Annotated in this window: 16 protein-coding genes; 7 read left to right on the top strand and 9 right to left on the bottom strand. The window is 65.9% G+C overall.

Features of this window, described 5'->3' with window-relative positions; translation table 11 throughout:
- Positions 1 to 77 precede the first annotated feature (77 nt).
- Positions 78 to 1,946, bottom strand: a complete 1,869-nt coding sequence (gene dnaG, locus B5F40_RS12005; protein WP_087194520.1) for a DNA primase — start codon at positions 1,944 to 1,946, stop codon at positions 78 to 80.
- 627 nt (positions 1,947 to 2,573) lie between these two features.
- Here dnaG and B5F40_RS12010 point away from each other — a divergent pair.
- Complete coding sequence (locus B5F40_RS12010) at positions 2,574 to 3,800, top strand: deoxyguanosinetriphosphate triphosphohydrolase family protein (protein WP_087194521.1); 1,227 nt, start codon at positions 2,574 to 2,576, stop codon at positions 3,798 to 3,800.
- Here the strand turns inward: B5F40_RS12010 and B5F40_RS12015 are convergent.
- Positions 3,779 to 5,239, bottom strand: a complete 1,461-nt coding sequence (locus tag B5F40_RS12015; protein ID WP_162610970.1) for a LuxR family transcriptional regulator — start codon at positions 5,237 to 5,239, stop codon at positions 3,779 to 3,781. The two genes, B5F40_RS12010 and B5F40_RS12015, sit on opposite strands and share 22 nt — an antisense overlap.
- 288 nt (positions 5,240 to 5,527) lie before the next feature.
- Between B5F40_RS12015 and B5F40_RS12020 the strand changes: the two genes are divergently transcribed.
- From B5F40_RS12020 to yfcE, 4 genes are all read left to right on the top strand, one after another.
- Positions 5,528 to 7,933 carry a molybdopterin-containing oxidoreductase family protein gene (locus tag B5F40_RS12020; RefSeq protein WP_087194523.1) on the top strand — a complete coding sequence of 802 codons (2,406 nt, stop codon included), beginning with the start codon at positions 5,528 to 5,530 and terminating at the stop codon, positions 7,931 to 7,933.
- 3 nt (positions 7,934 to 7,936) lie between these two features.
- Positions 7,937 to 8,476, top strand: coding sequence for a 4Fe-4S dicluster domain-containing protein (locus B5F40_RS12025; RefSeq protein ID WP_087194524.1), 540 nt, complete (start codon positions 7,937 to 7,939; stop codon positions 8,474 to 8,476).
- Positions 8,477 to 8,591: 115 nt separating this feature from the next.
- Positions 8,592 to 9,233: a TorD/DmsD family molecular chaperone gene (locus B5F40_RS12030; RefSeq protein ID WP_087194525.1), complete on the top strand. Its 642-nt coding sequence runs from the start codon at positions 8,592 to 8,594 to the stop codon at positions 9,231 to 9,233.
- Between the two features lie 62 nt (positions 9,234 to 9,295).
- On the top strand, positions 9,296 to 9,844 hold the full coding sequence (gene yfcE, locus B5F40_RS12035) for a phosphodiesterase (protein ID WP_087194526.1): 549 nt from the start codon (positions 9,296 to 9,298) through the stop codon (positions 9,842 to 9,844).
- Positions 9,845 to 10,680: 836 nt separating this feature from the next.
- On the opposite strand, the gene B5F40_RS12050 is transcribed toward yfcE, so the two are convergent.
- Both B5F40_RS12050 and B5F40_RS12055 read right to left on the bottom strand, forming a co-directional pair.
- Positions 10,681 to 11,997 carry a Na+/H+ antiporter NhaC family protein gene (locus tag B5F40_RS12050; RefSeq protein WP_087194529.1) on the bottom strand — a complete coding sequence of 439 codons (1,317 nt, stop codon included), beginning with the start codon at positions 11,995 to 11,997 and terminating at the stop codon, positions 10,681 to 10,683.
- Positions 11,998 to 12,168: 171 nt separating this feature from the next.
- Positions 12,169 to 12,972, bottom strand: coding sequence for a type III pantothenate kinase (locus B5F40_RS12055; protein ID WP_087194530.1), 804 nt, complete (start codon positions 12,970 to 12,972; stop codon positions 12,169 to 12,171).
- A gap of 164 nt (positions 12,973 to 13,136) precedes the next feature.
- Here B5F40_RS12055 and B5F40_RS12060 point away from each other — a divergent pair, with 164 nt between their 5' ends.
- The gene (locus tag B5F40_RS12060) at positions 13,137 to 14,864 is read left to right on the top strand and encodes an OPT/YSL family transporter (RefSeq protein ID WP_087194531.1); all 1,728 of its coding nucleotides are present in this window, start codon (positions 13,137 to 13,139) and stop codon (positions 14,862 to 14,864) included.
- A 120-nt stretch (positions 14,865 to 14,984) separates the two neighbouring features.
- On the opposite strand, the gene B5F40_RS16705 is transcribed toward B5F40_RS12060, so the two are convergent.
- From B5F40_RS16705 to glf, 3 genes are all read right to left on the bottom strand, one after another.
- Complete coding sequence (locus B5F40_RS16705; protein WP_239443039.1) at positions 14,985 to 15,584, bottom strand: hypothetical protein; 600 nt, start codon at positions 15,582 to 15,584, stop codon at positions 14,985 to 14,987.
- A gap of 695 nt (positions 15,585 to 16,279) precedes the next feature.
- Positions 16,280 to 17,311 carry a glycosyltransferase family 2 protein gene (locus tag B5F40_RS12070; RefSeq protein ID WP_087194533.1) on the bottom strand — a complete coding sequence of 344 codons (1,032 nt, stop codon included), beginning with the start codon at positions 17,309 to 17,311 and terminating at the stop codon, positions 16,280 to 16,282.
- Positions 17,308 to 18,540 carry a UDP-galactopyranose mutase gene (gene glf / locus B5F40_RS12075; protein WP_087194534.1) on the bottom strand — a complete coding sequence of 411 codons (1,233 nt, stop codon included), beginning with the start codon at positions 18,538 to 18,540 and terminating at the stop codon, positions 17,308 to 17,310. Before glf ends, B5F40_RS12070 begins: the two co-directional genes overlap by 4 nt.
- Positions 18,541 to 18,737: 197 nt before the next feature.
- Between glf and pta the strand changes: the two genes are divergently transcribed.
- Positions 18,738 to 19,736 carry a phosphate acetyltransferase gene (gene pta, locus B5F40_RS12080; RefSeq protein ID WP_087194535.1) on the top strand — a complete coding sequence of 333 codons (999 nt, stop codon included), beginning with the start codon at positions 18,738 to 18,740 and terminating at the stop codon, positions 19,734 to 19,736.
- Between the two features lie 369 nt (positions 19,737 to 20,105).
- On the opposite strand, the gene B5F40_RS12085 is transcribed toward pta, so the two are convergent.
- Both B5F40_RS12085 and B5F40_RS12090 read right to left on the bottom strand, forming a co-directional pair.
- Positions 20,106 to 21,347: an acetate/propionate family kinase gene (locus B5F40_RS12085; RefSeq protein ID WP_087194536.1), complete on the bottom strand. Its 1,242-nt coding sequence runs from the start codon at positions 21,345 to 21,347 to the stop codon at positions 20,106 to 20,108.
- A 326-nt stretch (positions 21,348 to 21,673) separates the two neighbouring features.
- A complete protein-coding gene (locus B5F40_RS12090) occupies positions 21,674 to 22,027 on the bottom strand; it encodes a histidine triad nucleotide-binding protein (RefSeq protein ID WP_087194537.1) in 354 nt (117 codons plus the stop codon).
- Between the last annotated feature and the right edge of the window lie 55 nt (positions 22,028 to 22,082).

A 22,082-nucleotide genomic window follows, 5' to 3' on the forward strand; every position in this document is an offset into this window, starting at 1 on the left:
CCTCCCTACGGCGTTCGATCAGCGACCCGGAAAGCGGAGCGGATTCGGCGGGAGCGCGCCGACGGGATTCGGCGCCCCTACCCCACCGGCTTGTGGGCGGCGCGACGGCGAGCGAGATCCTTCTGCATGGCGGCCACCGTCTCGAACAGCATCTCGTACTCGTCGGCGGGCAGACGCGCAGGATCGACGAGCTGCGCGCGCAGGGCGGCAACGGCGTCCTCCGCATCGCCGATGGAAAGCTCCTCAACGAGGAAGGCCGCCAAACGCTCGTCGCCCGCACCGCCCGCGGGCGCGCCCGCCGTCAATAGGTTCGCCGCTGCGGGCAACCGGCGGGCGGCATCGGTGACGATGCGCGCCGGCGATGCCGCAGGGTCGTCGGCGAGCGTATCGAGCACGCTTTGGGCGATCTCCGCGCTCGCACGGTCGTGCCACTGCGTCTGAGCGAGAGCGTCGGCGTGGACGAGCGCCAAGTCGGGCCGGCGCGCGGCGAGGGCGAGCAGCTGCCGCTCGAAGCGACGACGGCTCCGCTCGGCCGACGACAGAGCCGCGCGACGCGGTGCAGGAGCAGGGGCGTCCGAGGCCGGATGCCCCTGCGTCGAGCCCTCGTCGGGCATCGGGCGAGGAGCCTTCAAATGCGCGAGCTCGGCGAGCACGTCCTCCTCGCGCGCCCGGCAGCGACTGGCGATCTGCACGGCGTAGTCCTTCGCGAGCATCGAATCCTTGATGGGGGCGAGAACCGAGAGCGCGTCCGAAAGCGCAGCGGAGCGCCCCTCGGGACGCGAAAGATCGTGCTTCGCCAAACGTCGCTCGATGCCGTAGGTGAGCAGGGGCTGCGCGCGCTCGACGAGCTGCCGCAGCGCGTCGGCTCCACGCGCGCCCACGAACTCGGCCGGATCGAGGGCGTCGGGCAACGTGACGGCAGCCAGCTCGATGCGGCTCTTGCCGGCCTCGGGCGTCATGGACCCGTCGATGAAGGCGAGCGCCCGGTCGGCGGCGCGCTGCCCGGCCTCGTCGCCGTCGAACAAGTACACGATGCGATGGCGGGCATGGCGCGAGAGCAGCCTGATGTGGCGCATCGTGAGCGCCGTGCCGAGCGTCGCCACCGCGTTGCGCAGCCCCGCCTCGTGCAACGCGATGACGTCGGTGTAGCCTTCGCAGACCACCGCCGTGCCCGTGGAAGCCATGGCGGCCTTCGCCTTGTCCAGCCCGTAGAGCACCTGCGACTTGTGGAACAGCGGCGTCTCTTGCGAGTTGAGGTACTTCGGCTCGCCCTTGCCCACCACGCGTCCGCCGAAGGCGATGCACTCGCCCTGCGGATCGTTTATGGGAAACATGATGCGGTTGAAGAAGCGGTCGCGCAGCCTCCCGTCATCCTTGCCGACAAGCGCCACATTGGCCTGCTGCATCTCCTCGGCAGTGAACCCCGCCGCCGAAAGGTGCCTCACGAGGCTTCCACGTCCCGGAGCGAACCCGAGCCGCCAGGCCTTCGGCACCTCCCCGCCAAGCCCGCGCCCCGCCAGATAGCTTCGCGCGGCCGATGCGTCCGGACCAGGGTTGCGCATGAGCTGAGTGTGGTAGTACTCGGCCGCCTCTGCGCACACGGCTTTGAGGCGAGCCTTGCGCCCGGCACCCTCGCCCGGACGCCCTCCCGACTCCGATATCTCGATATGGGCGCGTTCCGCGAGCCGCCGCACGGCCTCCGGAAACGACAGATCCTCCGACTTCATCACGAAGGCGAACACGTCGCCCCCCTCGCCGCAGCCGAAGCAGTGCCACAGCTGCAGGGCGGGGTCGATCTTGAACGAGGGCGTCTTCTCGTTGTGCAGGGGGCAGCAGCACCAGAAGTCGCGCCCGCGCTGCTTCACGGGCGTGCGCTCGCCGATGACCGCGACGATGTCGCTGGCCTCGCGTACCTTCTGGATGTCCTCTTCGCTGATGCCCGCCATGGATGCGCCCTCGCCGCCCTTCCCGTGCGCCCGACGTGTGTTTCGCATCAGTATAGCGCAAGCGGGAAGGGCGGCAGGGCTTAGGAGGGAGGGAGAGGGCATATTCGGCGATGCGCTTTCCGACCAGGTAGCCGTACGTGAGGGCGAGGCTGTGTCTCATGCCCGCGAGCGTTATGGGGTAATCGTTTCGATAGGGCCATCGGCCAATCCGAATCGGCGGAAGCCCATGCCCGCAAGCGACGCGCGCCGATCGATGCCGCAGTCCGCCGCATCTGCGCGATCCCGCGCCTGCCGCACGAAGCGCCGCTCGCAACGACTCCGTCCGCTTCCCCGGGAACACGGCTCTCCCCGATTGTCGCGTTCGGAGGGCTGCGCGCATCTTGCAAGGATACGCCCGGGCCGCGTTTCCCGAATCGCCGCAAGCCGCAGGAAAACGAAACATCTCGGGCAAAACCGCACGCCCCTTCGGCGTCCGCACGCTCGGACGCGCGGCAAGGCCGCCGCAACGCAGTACCGTGCGCCGATGTTTCACGTGAAACATTTGTACGGTACTGCTCCATGCGCTACAATGTCCTCGATACACACGTTGCGCCCTGCGAAGCGGGGCCCGCGCAGCAGAGGACGCCTATGGAACGCACGGACATCCCCTATCTTTCGCTCGACCCCGACATCGAAGCCGCCATCCGCGCCGACCGCGCCGCGGGTCGACTGCACCCGCATCGTTTCGACGACGCGAACGTGGTGCGGCGGGAGCGGAACCCGCACGACGACGCCACGCTCACGCGCCCCGCGTTCGCGCGCGACATCGAGAAGATACTCAACGTGCCGGCGTACAACCGCTACGCCGACAAGACGCAGGTGTTCTCGTTCGTGGAGAACGACGACATCAGCCGCCGCGGCCTGCACGTGCAGCTGGTCAGCCGCGTGGCCCGCGGCATCGGCTCGCTTCTGGGCCTGAACTGCGAGCTCATCGAGGCCATCGCGCTCGGCCACGACGTGGGGCACACCCCCTTCGGCCATGCCGGCGAGCGCTATCTCAACGCCTGCTACCATGCGCGCACGGGGCGCTACTTCAACCACAACGTCCACTCCGTGCGCGTGCTCGACCAGCTGTACCGCCGCAACATCAGCCTGCAAACGCTCGACGGCGTGCTGTGCCACAACGGCGAGTTCGCCCAGCAGGTGCTGAGCATGGGCGACACGCGCGACTTCGCCGCGCTCGACAGCCTTGTGGAAGCCTGCACCGCAGACGAGCGCGCCATCAAGACGCTGCGGCCCTCCACGCTCGAGGGATGCGTCGTGCGCGTGGCCGACATGATCGCCTACATCGGCAAGGACCGCCAGGACGCCATCGACATGGGCGTGCTGCACTCGCTCGCGCCGTTCGAGAGCACCGTCATGGGAAAGGCGAACGCCCAGATCATCAACAACCTCACGGTCGACATCGTGAACAGCAGCTACGGATGCGACCGCATCGCGCTCAGCGAGGAGATGTTCGCCGACCTCAAGCGCGCCAAGCGCCAGAACTACGAGCTCATCTACGAGCGGGAGGGCATGGTGAACGGCGCGGGCAACATCGTGGGAGAGATGTTCGAGGAGCTCTACGAGCGGCTGCTGTCCGACCTCGAGGCCGGCGACGAGAGCTCGCCGGTGCTCAAACACCACATCGCTTCGCTCGAGGCAAAGTCGCGCACGATGAGCGCAACCGACTACCTCGCCTCCGATCCGAACCAGATCGTCGTGGACTACATGGCCTCCATGACCGACAGCTATTTCATGGCGCTCTACGCCCATCTGTTCCCGAAGAGCGGCAAGCGCATCCTCGCGCGCGGCTATTGCTCCGACTTGGCCTGAGGACGCTCGAGCAGGTCGATGATCTCCTGCTTGTCGTGCACGTCGAGCTTGCGGTACAGGTGCGCGAGGTGCGTGTTCACCGTGCCCGCCGTCAATCCGAGCGCTTTCTGTATGCGCGGCGTTGAGCGACCCTTCGCGACGAGCGCCATGATCTCCTGCTCGCGGGGCGTCAGGCTGTACTCGCGCGCCACGCGCTCGCAGCGCTCGCGGAAGGGCCGCCGCCTGCTGTCGGGGCGCACGCCCAGAAGGCTCGTCATGGAGCGGTCGGTGAACAGGAACAGGTAGGCCAGGAACAGCAGACACACGCACCCGAGCTCGACGACGCTCAGCACGCGCGGCGCAAGCTCGATGAACGACCCCAGCAAAGCCCCGCCGAACGTCCCTGCGAGCGACCCGGCCACGTGCGCGCCCCAGCCCACGCCGAACGAGAACGGCGCCACGAGCCCGAACAGCCCCGTGATGCGCACGAGCACGATCCACACGAGCAGCGTCACCGTGGCGTACATCGTGAGCGCCACGATGTCGGCGGGCAGCGACCCCAAGTCGAGGATGGGCAGCAGCAGGAACATGAACCCGAGCGCGAGCACCGCCGCGCGGTACGCCGCGGCCACGTCCAGCCCGTCCGCCGAGAACAGCGGCACGCACACGAACGCGATGGACGCCATCGTGGCCACGAGGAACAGCCATGGGTAGCTGCCCTCGCTGATGATGGGCGAGGCGTTGAAGAACAGCGCCCGGATGAACGACTCGGCGAACGACAGCACGCCGAGCGACAGCAGCGCGCGCACCGAGAACGCCCCGCGCCTGAGCGGGGCCGGAGCGCTCGCGGGCTCGGCGGCGTCCTTCCACACGCCGCGCGCGAGCACGACGAGGCCCACCGCCAGCGGCAGAAGCACGGTCGCGACGACGCCGACCGGGCGCGGCAACGCGACCACCAGGGCGAACAGAAGGGCGGCCAGCATGAACGACGAAGCCGTCTCAACGACGGCCTGCGTCGGGGCGAGCCGTCGAAACTCCTCGCCCCACGCGAGGTAGAGCACGCCGAGCCCGGCGCCCGCCGCCATCGAGGAGAGCGAGCACCACGGCTGCGTGAAGAAGTTCAGGTCGATGACGACGAGCACCACGGTGGACACCGACATCACCGCCGGGGCGAGCGCGCGCATGATGGGCGCCCGCATGGCGCGGGCGAAGCGCTTTGGGCCGAGCGCCGCCGGCAGCAGCACGGCCAGCATGCCAACGCTCGAGAACCCCACGACGCTGTTGAAGTGGCTCACGTCGTTGCGCGTGGAGAAATGCACGGTGGTGCTGAAGAACACGATGGACGCCCACGCGAGCGTCAGCGCGAACCCGAGCGCCCGCACGTCGAACACGTCGGCCAGCGTCACGGCCTTCAGATGCCGTCTGAGAGCGGCCATCCGCTCCACGATCCCCGCCTCCATGGCGACCCCTTCCCCCTGCCGCTTGAGCGGCTGCCATGCATCGGCGGGTATTGTACCGCAAACGGCGCTCATACGAAACATATGTCTTCCCAGATGGGAAACGTATTTTGCCAGCCTGTGAAACCTACGATTCAAAATGGGCGATGACCTGCGTAAAGTGAAGCCATCGCATAAGCGATCCCGACGAGGGGCGCAGGGAAACGCGGGCGGCGTGCACGGAGGAGGGGTTCGACAGCACAGGCCGACGGGCGCGAAGCGTCGGGGGGAATCGATCCAAGAGGAGGGATCATGCCAGAACTGACGAGGAGAACGTTCTTCAAAGGCGCCGCAGCCCTGGGCGCCGCAGCCCTGCTGGGCGGATGCGCCCCGCAGAAGATGAAGGAGTCCGAGGGCACGAACGCCGCAGCCCCGGCCGCCGACGACGCCGTCGTCGAGGTCAAGCACGCCTGGTGCAAGATGTGCGGCCCCGCCCGCACGCACTGCTCCACCCTGTGCACGGTCAAGGACGGCCGCTGGGTGCACGTCGAGGGCAACCCCGAGGCCGGCAACAACTTCGGCCGCGGCTCGCGGACGCTGTGCGCCAAGGGCAACGCCGCCATGCACACCGTGTACTCGCCCACGCGCCTTCTGTACCCCATGAAGCGCACCGGCGAGAAGGGCGAGGGCAAGTTCGAGCAGATCACATGGGACCAGGCGCTCGACGAGATCGCCGCGAAGCTCAAGGAGCAGAAGGAGCAGTACGGCCCCGAGTCCTACGCCGTGCTCAGCCCGCAGTTCTACGCGGTGCTCGGCAGCCTGGGACGCCGCTTCCTCAACGTGCACGGCTCGCCGAACTACCTGCATTCCGCCATCTGCAACTCGCAGCGCATGTTCTCGCGCCTTGTGACCATCGGCGGCCCCGAGCACGCCAAGGCCACCGACACGGCGCCCGGTCAACTCGACAAGACGAAGCTTTTGGTGGTGTGGGGCTACAACTCCGAGAACTCGGCCGTGAACCAGGGAAACCCGTACGCGCGCATGAACGCCAAGGAAGGCGGCATGCAGATCGTGGACATCCGCCCGATGCAGGAGGGCCTCGGCGCGCACGCCGATCACTGGCTGCCCGTGCGTCCCGGCACCGACACGGCGCTCGCGCTCGCGTTCCTCAACGTCATCATCGGCGAGGACCTCTACGACCACGACTTCGTCGAGAACTGGACGACCGGCTTCGACGAGCTGGCCGAGCATGTGAAGCAGTTCCCGCCTGCCTGGGCCGCCGAGATCACCGGCCTGCCCGAAGAGCAGATCACGGAAGTCGCCCGCCTCATGGGCACCGTGAAGCCCATGGGCATCAACATCGGCAACGGCATCGGCGACCAGGCCAACGACGGCCACTGGACCGTGGCCTGCGCCTGCATCATCGAGGCCATCACCGGTAACCTCGGCATCGCGGGCGGCGGCGGGGCGGGCATGGTCATGCCCGAACCCCTCATCAAGACGAAGGGCATCGACCTCTTGAGCGACCGTTTGCCCGAAAGCGAAGAGGACAAGGCGAACGGATGGATGGCCGGCGCCTCCAAGCTCGTGGCGCCCGAGACGCCGCGCTGGTTCCAGAACATGATGACGCAAGAGTCCGGCCCGACGAGCGCCTACAACAAGGGCCTGCAGTCCATCCTCACCGAGGATCCCTACCCGCTGCGTTTCGTGTTCGGCCAGTCCTCGAACCCGATGTCGGCCACCCGCCAGCCCAAGACCATCGCCGAGGCCTTGAAGAAGCTCGACTACTACGTGGTCATGGACACGGCGTGGAACTCCTCATGCGACTACGCCGACATCGTGCTGCCGGCCACCACGCAGTACGAGTCGGCCGACCAGTTCGCCACGAAGAACTCCCCCGCCGGCACGTTCATCGGCATCAACCAGGTGATCTCCGAGCCTCCGGGAGAGACGCGCTCCGACTGGCAGTACTACCTCGACCTGGCCGTGAAGATGGGCTACGGCGCCGACTTCTGGGACGGCGACATCGACAAGATGCTCTCCGAGCAGCTGGACGGCTCGGGCGTGACGCTCGAGGAGCTGCGCGAGAAAGGCTACGTGTTCAAGGAGCGCACCGACGGCGCCAAGCCGACCGAGCCGGCGTACCAGGACTACGAGAAGATGTTCGCGAACCTGCCCGGCGGAAAGGTGCAGTGCGTCAACGAGTGGATCGGCGGCAAGCCCAACGCCATGGACAACGGCACCATCCCGAGCCTGCCCGAGTACACGGGCGCGCCCGAGAGCATCGTCGGCACGCCCGACATCGCCGCGGAGTACCCGCTCGTCATCTCCGACGTGCACGCCTACCGCCTGTGCAACCACAGCTACTACCACGACGTGCCCTACCTGCGCGAGCTGCAGCCCGAGCCGTGGGTGAAGATCAACCCGGCCACGGCCAAGCAGTACGGCATCGACGACGGCGACTGGATGACCGTCGAATCGCCCCACGGCTCCATCAAGATGGTGGCGCGCTACTTCGAGGCCATCGCGCCCGACGTACTGATGACGAAGCGCGGCTGGTGGGAGCCGTGCGAGGAGCTGGGCCTGCCCGGCTACGGCGCGCTCGACGGCGGCAGCGAGGTCAACGTCCTGTACGACGACAACATGGAGAACTTCGACGGCTTCACGTCGGCGATGGCCAAGCAGACGCTCGTGAAGATCTCGAAGAGTGAGGGGTAGATCATGGCTGAGCAGTACGGATTCTACGTCGACACGAGCCGCTGCATCAAATGCTGGGCCTGCCAGATCGCCTGCAAGCAGTGGCACGGGATCGAGGCCGGCACCGTGTCGCGCCGCAACGTACGGGAAACGGTGGACGGCACGTTCCCCAACGTGAAGCGCATGTTCGAATCGCTTTCGTGCATGCATTGCGATCGTCCCGCATGCTTCGCACAATGCGCGCAGGGCGCCATCAGCAAACGCGAGGAAGACGGCGTCGTGGTGGTGGACGACGAGAAGTGCATCGGGTGCAAGACCTGCTCGACGGCCTGCCCGTTCGACGTGCCGCAGTTCCGCGAGGCGGAAGGCGGCGGCCTGAAGATGGACAAGTGCGACACCTGCCTGTCCATCGGGCGAACCGAAGAGGGCGAGCCGCACTGCGTGGCGTCGTGCCCCATGCAGGCGCTGCACTTCGGCCCGCTCTCCGAGATGGAGACGCAGGCCGCCGAGAAGGGCGGCGCCCGCATGGAAGGCGAGACGAACCCGAGCGTGTACGTGTCCTGAGGCCGACGTTCCCGGGGGCCGCGCCCAGCCGCGGCCCCCTTCCCTCCCCAGCACGAAGGGCGCTTCGGCGCCCTTCGGCGTTCGCAGCCCGCGACGACGACCCAGAGGAGACCCCATGCAAACCAGCGACATCATCGAGCTCATGGGCGAGCGCGCCCTCGCCTACCGCTTCCTCTCGCGGGCCTTCCGCACCGCACCCGACGCGGCCTTCATCGCCGCTTTGCGCGAAGCCGCGAAGGACCGTCCCGCCGACGACCCGCTCGCGGAGTTCTTCGCCGAACTGGACAGCCGCGACGCCGCCGAGGACGAGGCGCTGCGCATCGACCTCGCGGCCGAGTACAACCGGCTGTTCCTGGGGATGGGGCCGCATCCGGTGGCGCCGTACGAGTCGGTGTACACGAGCCCCGAGCACCTGCTCATGCAGGAGGCGCGCGACGAGGTGCTGACCGCCTACCGCTCGCAGGGCCTCGACGCGCCGGACGATTTCGACCTGCCCGAAGACCACCTTGCGCTCGAGTGCGCGTTCGTCGCCGAGCTGGCCGACCGCACCGCGGAGGCATGCGCGAAAGGCGACGGGGAGGCCGTCGGCGAGCTCGTCGCGTTCGAGCGCGCGTTCGTGGAGAACCACGTTGCCTCCTGGGTGCCCGCATTCTGCGACGACGTGGAGGCGCATGCCCGCACGTCGTTCTACCGGGGGCTGGCCGCCCTCGCGCGCGAGCAGGTGGAAGCCGATCGGGAAGTGCTCGCAGGGCTGTAGGAAGCGGGTCGCGCGCCTGAGCCGTTTGCGCTACACTGGCACGACCGACGAAAGGAACGCCCGTGAAGCTGCTCATCGCATCCGACCTGCACGGCTCGGCGCCGGCCGTGCGCGCGCTCGCCGCGCGCATCGAGGCCGAGGCGCCCGACCGCATCGCCCTGCTGGGCGACCTCCTGTACCACGGCCCGCGCAACGACCTGCCCGCAGGCTACGCGCCCAAGGAGGTCGTCGGGCTGCTCAACGACCTGGCCGATCGCATCGTGGCCGTGCGCGGCAACTGCGACGCCGAGGTCGACCAGATGGTGCTCGGCTTCCCCTGCATGGCCGACTACGCCCTCGTGGAGGCCGACGGCCACCTTCTCTACCTCACCCATGGCCACCTGCCGGGAAAGACGCCCGCCGATCCGCCGGCGCTGCCCCCTCGAAGCGCCTTCCTCTCGGGCCACACGCACGTGAAAACGCTCGAAGAGCGCAACGGCTTGCTGCTCGTCAATCCGGGCAGCACATCCATCCCCAAGGACGACTCAGCAAGCTACGCCGTCTACGATGACGGCCGTTTCTCGCTCAAAACGCTTGACGGTCGCACGCTGTCCGAGAATGGCTGGAGTTAGAAAGGCCAAGCCTGCTCCACCATGGCGGCGAGGTCGCGCTTCCTACGCATCCCGAGTTTGCGGCACGAGCTTTTCGAACAGGTGGGCGCCGTGCCGACGAAGATGCGGAGCGCTTCGGCGTCATGGCCCAACGCGCATCCCTTGACCAGCAGGAACGCCACGTCAGGCTCACGTTGCGTCAAATCGAACCGTTCCGAAGCGAGCAAGAGGGCGTTCGACCGCGAGATCCGGGCCGACGGGCCCCGAGAGGCGGGCAGCGTCGAAGCGCGGGACGGACCGCCTCCCCGAATGCAATCGCCACCGTCGCAGCGACGAGGACGAGCGGCATGGCCGCCATCGCCATGATCGCCTCAAGATCTGGAATCGAAAACGATCATGCCGGCAAGAAGCGCCCCCATGCCGTCGCGATGACGACGGACGACGGGAGTGCGTGCGTCGTCTCGGCGAAACAGGGAAGCCGCGAAAGGCTCCTGCCGCTGATGCTCCCCGCAAGCGCCACCCAGCGGAACAGCGCGAGGCGTTCTCTCGTCGCTCGAAAAAAGCTCGCGGCGAAAAGCGGATCGCCGCGCGAGAAGGACGAGAAGAAGAGGAGCCCGCCGAAGATGGCCGCCACGAACGGAGGCCAAACGCTCTCCGAATCCCGTTTCAGCGCGAATACCCAGATGCGGCAGAGGGCGAGGCGCCGAAGGGCATCGTTGGCAGACACGTCCGGCAGGAAGGGCGCAGAGCCCGTCAGTCGCCTCGCCGAGCCATCCGCACCTTTGTCGGAGGCAGGCGGACCCGTCGCAATGCGCAGGTCGGAGCCCTCTTTCGAGGAGAGCGGCCCGAACGCCCGCCTAATCGCGCTCCTTCCCCTCTGGCGCAAGGAAGATGAACGCAAGCGAGCTCAGAAGCAGCAAAAACGGGTAGAACAGAAGCGGGATGATCTGGAACGCCGACACCGCGTATCCCAGCTCGGATGCCGCCGAGATGGCCACGAGCATCTGAGCGCCATAAGGGATGACCCCCTGGAACACGCACGAGAACGTGTCGAGGATCGAGGCCGTCTTGCGCTTGGAGATGCCGTAGGTCTTCGCCATGTCGGCGGCGATGGGGTTCGCCATCACGATGGCCACCGTGTTGTTCGCCGTGGAGATGTCCATCGCCCCCACGAGCAAGCCCATGCCGAGCTGTCCGCCCTTCTTGCTTTTGAACAGGCTCTTGATGCCGTTCAAAAGAGCGGTGAAGCCTCCGTGCTCGCGGATGAGCGCGCAGATGGCGCTCACCAGCACCGCCACCATCGTCGTCTCGAACATACCGGCAGCGCCCGACCCCATGTTCGTCAGCAGATCGACCGGCGCCGTGGCCCCGGTAGCCACCATGATGAGAGAACCCGACGCAATGCCCAGCAAGAGCACGACGAAAACGTTCACGCCCACGATGCCGCCCACGAGAACGATGAGGTACGGGACGAGCTGGACGAGGTCGTAGTCGTGGCTCACGGTGCCGCTGATGTCGGATCCGAGCGACAGCGCGAGGATGATGACGAGCGTCGCGAGCGCCGCCGGCAACGCGATCTTGAAGTTCTCGCGGAACTTGTCCTTCATCTGGCACCCTTGCCCCTGGCAAGCCGCGATGGTGGTGTCCGAGATGAACGAGAGGTTGTCGCCGAACATCGCACCGCCCATGACGGAGGCCACGCACAACGGCAGGTCGAACCCCGACGCGGCGGACACCGCCACGGCGATGGGCGTGATGAGCGTGATGGTGCCCACCGACGTTCCCATCGACAGCGATACGAAGCAGCTCACCACGAACAGCACGAGCACGGAGAACTGCGCGGGAATGACGGACAGCATGAGGTAGGCGACGCTCTCGGCGCTGTCGCGGCCCACAGTGCCCACGAACACGCCCGCCGCCATGAAGATGAGGATCATCGTGACGATGGTCTTGTCGCCGATGCCCCGCCCCATGATTGCGAGCTTGTCATCGAAGGGGAGCGCGCGGTTCTGAAGGCACGCAACCAAAAGCGCGAGCAGGAACACCACCACGACCGGCACGGACGAAAACCCCATGGCTATGCCCAGTCCGTACTCGAACAGAAGCCCCAACCCCAGGTAGCACACGAGGAACACCCCGATAGGCAGAAGCGCCTTCACGTTGCCTTTCTCCATTGCGATCCCTTCTCCGAAACGACAGCCCGCCTATTGTAACCCAGGGGCGCCGCGATGCGCGCGGCATATCCCGCAGACGCGCGGAAGCGCGCAAGAGAGGCGCGAAAGGGCCGCCCGTTCCGCTTCGCCGCGAATCAGCAGATGCGCCGACCTCGCAAAAACTCGTCTGCGCTATCGTCGGTTGAGGGCGTGAAGCACGCCCAGACCGCGCAGCGTGAGGTGCTCGTCGGCCTCGTCGATGCGCGCGGAGAGGGCGCGCATCGTCTGCGCGTCGGCGCCCGTGGCCACGACGAGCGTCTCTCGGCCCAGCTCGCGCCAGATCATGTCGATGAGCCCGTCGATGCGAGCCACCTCCCCCATCACCACGCCGGCCTGCACGGCCTCGCGCGTGCTCTTCCCGATGACGGATGCGGGCGCGCGCAAATCGACCACGGCGAGCTTCGCCGCCGCATCGGCGAGCGCTCGGGCCGACAGCGCGAGACCCGGTGCGATGATGCCGCCCACGAACACCCCGTCGGCGTCGACCACCTCGAAGTTCGTCGTCGTGCCAAGATCCACCACGACGAACGGCGGCTTATAGGACTGCCTCGCGGCGGCAAGATCGGCCACGCGGTCGGCCCCGAGCTCGCCCGGATCGTTGTAGCGCATGGGCACGCCCGTCTTAAGCCCCGGCCCCACCACGAGCGGACGCCTGCCGCACAACGCGCCCGAAGCAGCGGTCCACGCATCGGTCAGGCCGGGCACCACCGAGGCAACGATGGCGTCGTCCACCTCGCGCGCGCCGTCCGTCGCGCCCAGGAACGACATCGCTGCCACGCGCGCCTCGTCGGCCGTCATGCGCTCCGGCGTCGTGAGCGACCACGTGGCGACAAGCTGTCCGCCTTCGACGATCCCCAAACTCGTCGTCGTGTTCCCCACATCAATCGCCAGCACCGCCCGGACCGCGGGCGCCGCCGACGCCTCCCGCTTCGCCATGCTCTCCGCCTTTCCCCTCGCACGCCGCCCGAGCGCGCCCAGACCCACAATCGCGAGGAATTAACGATGTCTTCGACCCTTTCGCTCGATTATACTGTACCCGTCCCGCTGGTAACCCGACTTCCCGAGCGAAGGGGAAGCGGATATACGCAAAGGAGAAGGGCATGGACTCTGTCAAAGGGCAGTTGACGCTGCGCGGCATCCTCATAGGCTGCGTCGGCTGCATCGTCATCACCGCCGCATCGGTCTACACGGCTCTCAAGATGGGGGCACTTCCTTGGCCCATCGTGTTCGCGGCCATCGTTTCTCTGTTCTTCCTCAAGGCGCTCGGCCACGGCAAGGCCAACCTCAACGAGGCGAACGTCACGCACACCGTCATGAGCGCAGGCGCCATGGTGGCGGGCGGCCTGGCTTTCACCATCCCCGGAATCTGGATGCTCGGGCACGCCGAGCAGGTCGGCTGGTACGAGATGCTGCTCGTGGCGCTCTCGGGCGTCGTGCTCGGCCTCGTGTGCACCGCGCTTCTGCGCCGCCATTTCATTGAAGAGGCGGGGCTCACCTACCCCATCGGCGAGGCTGCCGCGCAAACGCTCATCGCCGGAGAGTCCGGCGGCAACACTGGCTGGAAGCTATTCGGCTCCATGGGGCTGGCCGGCATCTTCACGGCGCTGCGCGACTGGCTCGGCGTTATCCCGACGATGCTCTTCGGGGGCATAGCCATCCCAGGCGTTTCATTCGGCATCTACCTTTCGCCGATTCTCTTGTCGGTAGGCTTCCTCGTGGGAACCGGCGCCGTCGCCGTGTGGTTCTCCGGCGCGCTGCTGGCGAACTTCGGCATCGTCGTAGGCGGATCGGCCGCCGGCATATGGGACGTCGCACAAGCCCAGGGCATCGTATCGAGCCTCGGCATGGGCGTCATGATGGGCGCCGGTGCGGGAGTTGTCTGCAAAGACGTGATCCCAAAGGCGATCGGCGCGCTGCGACGGACGCGCAGATCGAGCACGAGCGGCCCCGCCACCCCGGATGCGCAACCCTCGAATGCGAGCGGCTCCTCCGAAGAGGTCGCAGCGCCCGGCGGCCTCCGCGTCACCGCCGGGCTCGTCGCGCTCGCCGTCGCGGCGGTCGCGCTCGTCGCGTGCTTCGGCCTGGGCCTCGGCCCTGTGCCCGCCGTCATCGTCGTGCTGCTCGCGTTCGTCGCCACCGCCATGAGCGCCCAGAGCGTGGGGCAGACGGGCATTGACCCCATGGAGATATTCGGCCTTATCGTGCTTCTGGCCGTGGCTGCCGTCTCGGACGTGCCGCAAGCTCAGCTGTTCTTCGTCGCGGGCATCGTGGCCGTCGCGTGCGGGCTGGCGGGAGATGTGATGAACGATTTCCGTGCCGGGCACGTGCTGGGCACCTCGCCGAAGGCCCAGTGGATCGGCCAAGCCGTCGGCGCGGTGGTCGGCGCGGTGGTGGCCGCCGCGGTCATGGCCGTGCTCGTGGGAGCATACGGCCCCGAGGCGTTCGGCCCGCAAGCGTCGTTCGTGTCCGCGCAGGCCTCCGTCGTGGCCACGATGGTATCGGGCGTTCCGTCGGTGCCAGCCTTCGCCCTGGGGTTGGCAGCGGGTTTCGCACTCTACTTGGTCGGATTCCCCGCTATGATGCTGGGGTTGGGCATCTACCTGCCCTTCTACATGTCGCTCACCGCGTTTCTGGGCGCGCTTGCGAAACTCGCCTACGACGCCGCGTGCGCCCGCCGACGCGCTGCCCTTGCGCCCGAAGAGCGCACCGCACGCGAGAAGGCGCAAGTCGAAACAGGCCTTGTCGTGTCGAGCGGCCTCCTCGGCGGCGAGTCAGTCGTCGGCGTCCTCGTGGCGCTTGCCGCCGTCGCGACGGGGCTGGGATCGTAGGCGCATCGACGTCCTCGTGGCGCTTGCCGCCGTCGCGACGTCCGCCTCCCAAATGCGTTGTCGCCCGAAACGGTCGGTTTTCGCGCCGAAACCGACCGTTTCGGGCGACAACGCGCGCGTTCAGAAGGGAATCACGGTGAACAGATGCGCCGATGTCGAACGCGATCGCGCCAAACGCCGTTCGATGCGCGCGTCCTCGTCGTTTCTCGGAACCCCATAGCGGTCGAGAAGCTCGGCGAAGCGACCTTCGTCCATCACGTCCTGGTATGAGAATCGGACGATGGGCATGCCATACAGGGTGAGCTGCGCTTCGCGATGGCGCTCATCGGCAAGCGCCCGCAACGAAGAGCGCCCTGCGAGCATTGTCGCGTCCTCGTACTTCTGCATGCCGTCGAACTCGCCGAGCACTTTGCCGCCGTCCGTGCGATTCCAAAGGAAGTCCACGCGAAAAGAGCGCTCCCGATTCAAAGGCTGCGGCAAAACGACCTGCAGTTCGGGAAGGGCGAAGCCTCGACGGATCATCACCGCACGCGCGATGGACTCTCCCCCGCTTTCGCTGCGGGCGTCGGCGTAACGCATCGTCCGCACGGCATGGGCAGTCCCCGTATGGGTGCCGCCCATGTGCTCGAAGCAGGCGGCAAACGACGCTGACGTCATTCCGCTCACGCGCAGGGCGCTATCGGCGGTGGCTAGCGCTTGATCGAAACCGGAGGTGCGCATGCAGTCGAAAACGGTCCTCGCCAAAGACGTGACGCGGACGCCACGCACGACAGCGGTTCCATCACCCTCGACGACATGCCATCGAACGCCTTTCGAGCTCGCATTGCGAACCGACCGAGATGTCGAGACATGAACAGATCGTAGTCTCTCATACGGAACCGCCAAACCGAATGCGGCAGCGGCCGACTCATGGCAAAACACCCAATCCGGATGGGCATCCTGCATCGTCCGCATCATATGGAGCATCTGCCGGGACCTCGTGAGAGCGTTCCAATAAGTCGTTCTCGCGAACATACCTCGTGCCGGTCGAACCACCTCGCCCCGCTCGACCCTTCGACGCAAGTTAGAACGCACCTGCTCAGAAGAGGGAGCCAGGCACATCTGCCTGGATTCCGCCCGCGAGAAAAGTCGGGCCATCTCAACATCGTTGGCTCTCATAGCCCATCACCGCCGTCCGCGTCTCCACGACCCTGCCCATCATCCCACACGCCAGCTGATCGCGATACGTCCGCAGGTCTTCCTCCAAAAAACCGACGTTGTCGCCCGAAACGGTCGGTTTTCGCGCCGAAACCGACCGTTTCGGGCGACAACGCATCCTGGAAAGGGCGTATGACGCCAGCGCGCCAGCAGAGCCGCGCATCGGAGCGCTCATCGGCATGCGGCGGCCGCGCCCGCCGCATGCGACGCACCATGGGCTAGTTGAACTTGAAGATGCGCCGCGCCATCCGGTAGCCGGAGATGCCGATCTTGCGACCGAGCTCGGTGGGCAGGTTCGTGCCCATGTTCAGCACACTGCGGCGGATGCGCCGGTAGACGTCCGGGTTCTGCTCTTTGAGGTAATCCCAGATGGCCTCGCGTTTGTCCTCGGCCTCATCGGTGTCGATCATGCGCAAGAAGATAGAGCAGATGCACATCATCATGGACAGGTAGTTCTCCATGTAGCGCTCGAGGCGCTTCTCGGGAACGGCATCGGGCAGCCGCACGGCGTCGATCATCAGGCGCGTCACGCGCAGCTGCTGGTCGATGCGGCCGATCATCACGCTCTCGTTCACGCTCTGGTCCTCGCGGCCGATGAAGTAGCGGTACATGTCCACGTCGCGGTAGTAGATGGTCTTCACGTGCGGCAGCGGCACGTACACGAAGATGTTGTCCACGTAGAACGTGTGCTTCGGCAGCTCGAGCCCGATCTCGCGCAGAAGCTCGGTGCGGTAGATCACCGAGTGCATGAGCAGGTATTGGCTCTGGCCGAAGTGGCCCACCTCGTCCCAACCGAACTCGCGGCCCTCGGGGAACACGTTGCGGTAGTGCATGACAGTGCGTGCGCCCTCGGAAACCTTCTCGTACACGTAGTTGCCTATCACGAGGTCGGTGGCGTCTTCGAGCTCCATCTGGCGGCGCAAGTAGGCCATGATCTCGCGCATGGCGGCCTCGTCGAGCCAATCGTCGGAGTCCACCACCTTGAAGTAGCGCCCCGTGGCGTTGGCCAAGCCCGTGTTCACGGCCTGGCCATGCCCGCCGTTCTCCTGATGCACGGCCTTGACGATGCCGGGGTGTCGCTCCGCCCACGCATCGGCCTTGGCGGCGGTGTCGTCCTTCGTCGAACCGTCGTCCACAACGACGATCTCGACATCGCCCACGCCCCCATCGCATTTCAGAATGGATTCAATGCAATGGTCCATGTAACCAGCCGAATTGTAACAAGGAACGGCGAATGTAACGGTCTTCATCGCTGCCCCTCCGAACCGATCACCAGCTCGTCGGCCAACGCGAGCGCGCGGCCGACGATGACGTCCATGTTGTAGTAGCGGTACTCGGCAAGGCGGCCAAGCGGATGGAAGTTCGCAAGCGGCGCGGTGAGCGCGCGGTAGCGTTCGTAATGCGCCCGATTCTCGTCGGAAAGGATGGCGTAATAGGGGATTTGCGCCGTCGGATCCTCGTAGGAACGACTGTACTCTTTCATGATGGTGGTCTTGGGATGCGTCTGGCCGGTGAGGTGCTTGAACTCGGTGATACGGGTGTAGTCTTCGGTCACCGTGAAGTTCACCGTGCCGCAGGGAAGCACCTGCTCGGCGTCGTGCGTCTCGTACACGAAGTCCAGGCTGCGGTACGGCAGGCGGCCGAAGCGCGACAGGAAGAGCTCGTCGAGCGGACCGGTGTAGACGATCGGCCCTTGGAAGGGCGCGCCTTTGATGAGGATCGCCGAAAGCGGCGCGTCCTCCGCCTCGCTTGCGAACTCGAGGTCGAAGACGCTTTCGGCCTCGGTGTCCAGGCACACGAGGATGCCGTCGCAATCGAGCATCCGCTCGAACAACGGCGTGTAGCCCTCGGCCGGCATTCCCTGGTAGGCGTCTTGGAAATAGCGGTCGTCGCGCGAGACGAGCACGGGAACGCGTGCCGTGACGGAAGGGTCTACCTCTTCAGGAGTGAGCCCCCACTGCTTCTGCGTGTAATAGAGGAACACGTTTTCGTACACGAAATCGGCGATCTCGGATAACTCGGGGTCGTCCTGCTCGCGCAGCTCGGTGATGGTGACCTTGCGCTCGTCGCCGAAGACATCGACGAGCTTGCGGACGAGCCGCGCGGCACGTTCCTCGCCGAAAGCGATCTCCATCGAGTTTTTGTTGAACGGAACAGGAAGGTAGGTGCCGTACCAATCGGCGAGCACTTTGTGCTCATAGTCGCGCCAATCGGTGAAACGGCGCACGTAATCGAAAGTGCGCCTGTCGTTCGTATGGAAGATGTGCGGCCCGTAACGATGCACGAGAATGCCCGCTTCGTCGAGTTCGTCGTACATGTTGCCGCCGATATGCGAGCGCTTCTCGATGACGAGCACGCGCGCGCGCCCTCTCTCGGCCAGCTCGCGCGCGACAACGGCGCCGGCGAACCCGCTGCCCACCACCACAGCGTCGAAGTCGCCGTGGTCGAGATCCTTGAAATCGCAGTAACGAACTCCCATGGAGAACCCTTCCCGTCCGTCCAAACGGCGCCCACGCACCGCGCCGCGCATCCTCGAAAAGGGCGCGTTCGGCCCCTTTGACAAACCGGAGGCTATTTTACCGAAAAGCCTGGGAGGTGCGTAGATTATCATACGAAGGAGACAAATCCCGATGCGATGTCCGTTCGAAGGCGGGCACGCCGCGAGAAAGGATCCCCATGAGCGCATTCCTCGAATCGATGCTGGCCCGCGCCAAAGCGGACAAGCGCACCATCGTGCTGCCCGAGGGCGACGACGAGCGCACGCTGGCCGCTGCCGAGCGCATCCTGGCCGACAGCGTGGCCGACCTCATCATCTTGGGCGACGCGGACACCATCGCGAACAGCGGGTACGCGCTCGACGGTGCGCGGCTCATCGATCCGCGCACGTCCGAATTGCGCGAAGAGCTCGCAAGCGCGCTCTTCGAACTGCGCCGCCATAAAGGCCTTGCGAAGGAGGACGCGCTCAATCTCATGGACGACGTGCTGTACTTCGGCGTGATGATGGTGAAGCACGGGCTGGCCGACGGCATGGTGGCCGGCGCGTGCCACGCCACGGGCGACGTTTTGCGACCTTGTCTGCAGATCCTCAAGACCGCTCCTGGCGTGAAGCTCGTCAGCTCGTTCTTCGTGATGGTGGTGCCCGATTGCGACTTGGGCCAGAACGGCACGTTCGTGTTCAGCGACTGCGGACTGGAAGTGCAGCCGGACGCCGAGCGCCTGGCCCATATCGCCGTGAACTCGGCGCGATCATGGAAGACGCTCATGGGCACCGAGCCGACCGTGGCGCTGTTGTCTCACTCCACCTACGGTTCGGCGAAAAACGACGACGCAACGAAAGTGGTGGAGGCGACGGCGATAGCGCACGAGCTGGCACCCAGTCTCTCGCTCGACGGCGAACTGCAGCTCGACGCCGCCATCGTGCCGTCCGTGGGTGCATCGAAGGCGCCCGACTCCCCCGTAGCCGGACGCGCAAACGTGCTCGTGTTCCCCGACCTCGATGCGGGCAACATCGGCTACAAGCTCGTGCAGCGCCTCGCGGGGGCCGAAGCGTACGGCCCCATCACGCAGGGCATCGCAGCACCGGTGAACGACCTGTCCCGCGGCTGCACCGCAGACGACATCGTGGGCGTCATCGCCATCACCTGCGTGCAGGCTCAGGCGAAAGTCGCTGAATAGCGAGGGCTTGCAGGCCGCCCCGTCTACGCGCGACGAGGGCGGCTTACCTCGCGGAAAACGCCCCTCCGAGTCACCGTTTTGGCCTTTGTGAAGCGTTTTGGGATGGCGAGGACCTTACTCGCCGCGGTATGTCGAAGCGCTCGCCGGCATTTGCCCAGGTAAACAAGAGCGGTTCGCCCACGTTGAGTCCGAACGAGCTTCACAGCGGCCAAAACGGTGACTTGGAGGAACCGAAACGTCGAAGAGCCCGCGACGCTGCCCCTGATCCGACGGCGCAGGATAGTGCAGGGAGCACCATGCCCGACATGCCAAGCGGCCTCACGCAACGCGCGAGGCCGCTCCAAACTCCGAGTTTCTTGGCGAAAGCGCCTACGCCAGCAACGACCCCTCGTCGAGCAGGGCACCCTCCACGCGCATCTGCTCGTGGACGATGTCGTAGGTGTCGCGCGCGATCATGTACTCCTCGTTCGTGGGGATGATGATGATCTTCACCTGCGAGGAGTCGGCCGATATCTCGCGCTCGAAGCCTCGCTGGCGGTTCTTCTCCTCGTCGAGGATGATGCCGAGCGGCTGCAGGCCGGTGAAGATCATCCGGCGCATCTTCTCGCAGTTCTCGCCCACGCCGGCCGTGAGCACGATGGCGTCCACGCCGCCCATGACGGCGATGTAGGACCCGATGTACTTCTTAACCGAGTTCGAGTACATGTCGTAAGCCAGCTGCGCCCGCTCATGCCCCTTCTCAGACGCGTCGCGCACGCTACGCAGATCGTTGGAGATGCCGGAAATGCCCAGCAGGCCCGACTTCTTGTTCATGAGGTCGTTCATCTCGGCGCCGGTCAGGTTCTCGTGCTCCATGACGAAAGGCACGATGGCAGGGTCGATGGCCCCGCAGCGCGTGCCCATCATGAGGCCGTCAAGCGGCGTGAGGCCCATGGACGTGTCCACGGCCACGCCGTGGTCGACGGCGCTGATGGAGCAACCGTTGCCCAAATGGCAGGTGATGAGCTTCAACTCGTCCAGGGGCTCGTCGAGCACGGCGGCCGCGCGCTCCGATATGTAGCGGTGCGACGTGCCGTGAGCACCGTACTTGCGGATGGCGTACTTCTCGTACAATTCATAAGGCAGCGGGTACATGTAAGCCTTCGGCGGGAGCGTCTGGAAGAACGACGTGTCGAACACGGCAACCATGGGCACGTCGGGCATGTGCTTTTGGCAGGCGCGAATGCCCATGAGGGCCGCGCCGTTGTGCAAGGGCGCGAGCTCCGCCAGCTCATCGATCTTGGCGACGACGTCGTCGTCGATGAGCACGGAACGGTCGAAGTACTTGCCGCCCTGCACGATCCGATGCCCCACGGCATCGATCTCGGAAAGCGAGTCGATGGCCTTCGCAGGGCCGCTTGTGAGCGACTCCAGAACGAGCGCCATCGCATCGTCGTGGTCGGCCATGTGCGCGTCGATGACCACCTCGTTCTCGTCGAGCCCGTGCTTGTGGAACGCCTCGGCCGACCCCACACGCTCGCAGATGCCCTTGGCGAGGAGCTCGTGTTGCTCGACGTTGACCAACTGGTACTTCAAGGAAGATGATCCAGCATTGATGACTAGTACGTTCAACGGCCTGCCTCCTTATGCCTATCCTGAAACGTTTATTTTAGGCGCAGGCAACTGACAGCCGGGTGAGACGCAGCGTCCCGTCGGCAAACGGCGCGCCGCTCGCCGAAAACCACCCCTTCAAAAAGAAAGGCGTCGCGAGGAAGGGAGAGGACGCTGTCGAATTCTGCGACGCATTGCAGAGAGCGTATCGTATGCGGAAGCGGAAGCATGCCCCTCGCGACAGGGTCCCCTTCTCGTCGCGCCTACGGAACCACACGCCGAATTCAAAGCTTCCCTAACAGAAGCCCCCGCTGTTGGAAACCCTTTAGGCGAAGCGATGCCCCAGGCTAGCTCTTCGAGGGGTCGCCCGAGTTCATGGGCGCGCCGCCGAGGACGTGCACGTGCACGTGATGCACGGTTTGGCAAGCGTCGTCGTTCGTGTTCACGATGACCCGATAGCCGCTCTCGGCGACGCCTTTGATGTCGGCCACTTTTCGCACGGTGTTGAACAGATGCCCCATTTCGTCGTCGGGAATGGAGTCGCCGATGTTATCGTAGTGGTTCTTCGGCACGATGAGCGTGTGCACGGGCATCATGGGGCTCACGTCCTCGAACGCGAGAACGCGCTCGTCCTCGTACACTTTGGTCGACGGAATCTCCCCCGCAACGATCTTGCAGAACAGGCAATCGTCCTTGCGCATGGCGCTCTCCTCTCTCGCGCTGCGTTTCCTCAGCGTCCGTCCAAAGTCCATCAGG

Origin of the sequence: Gordonibacter sp. An230 (genome assembly GCF_002159915.1) — a bacterium.
Lineage (GTDB): Bacteria > Actinomycetota > Coriobacteriia > Coriobacteriales > Eggerthellaceae > Rubneribacter.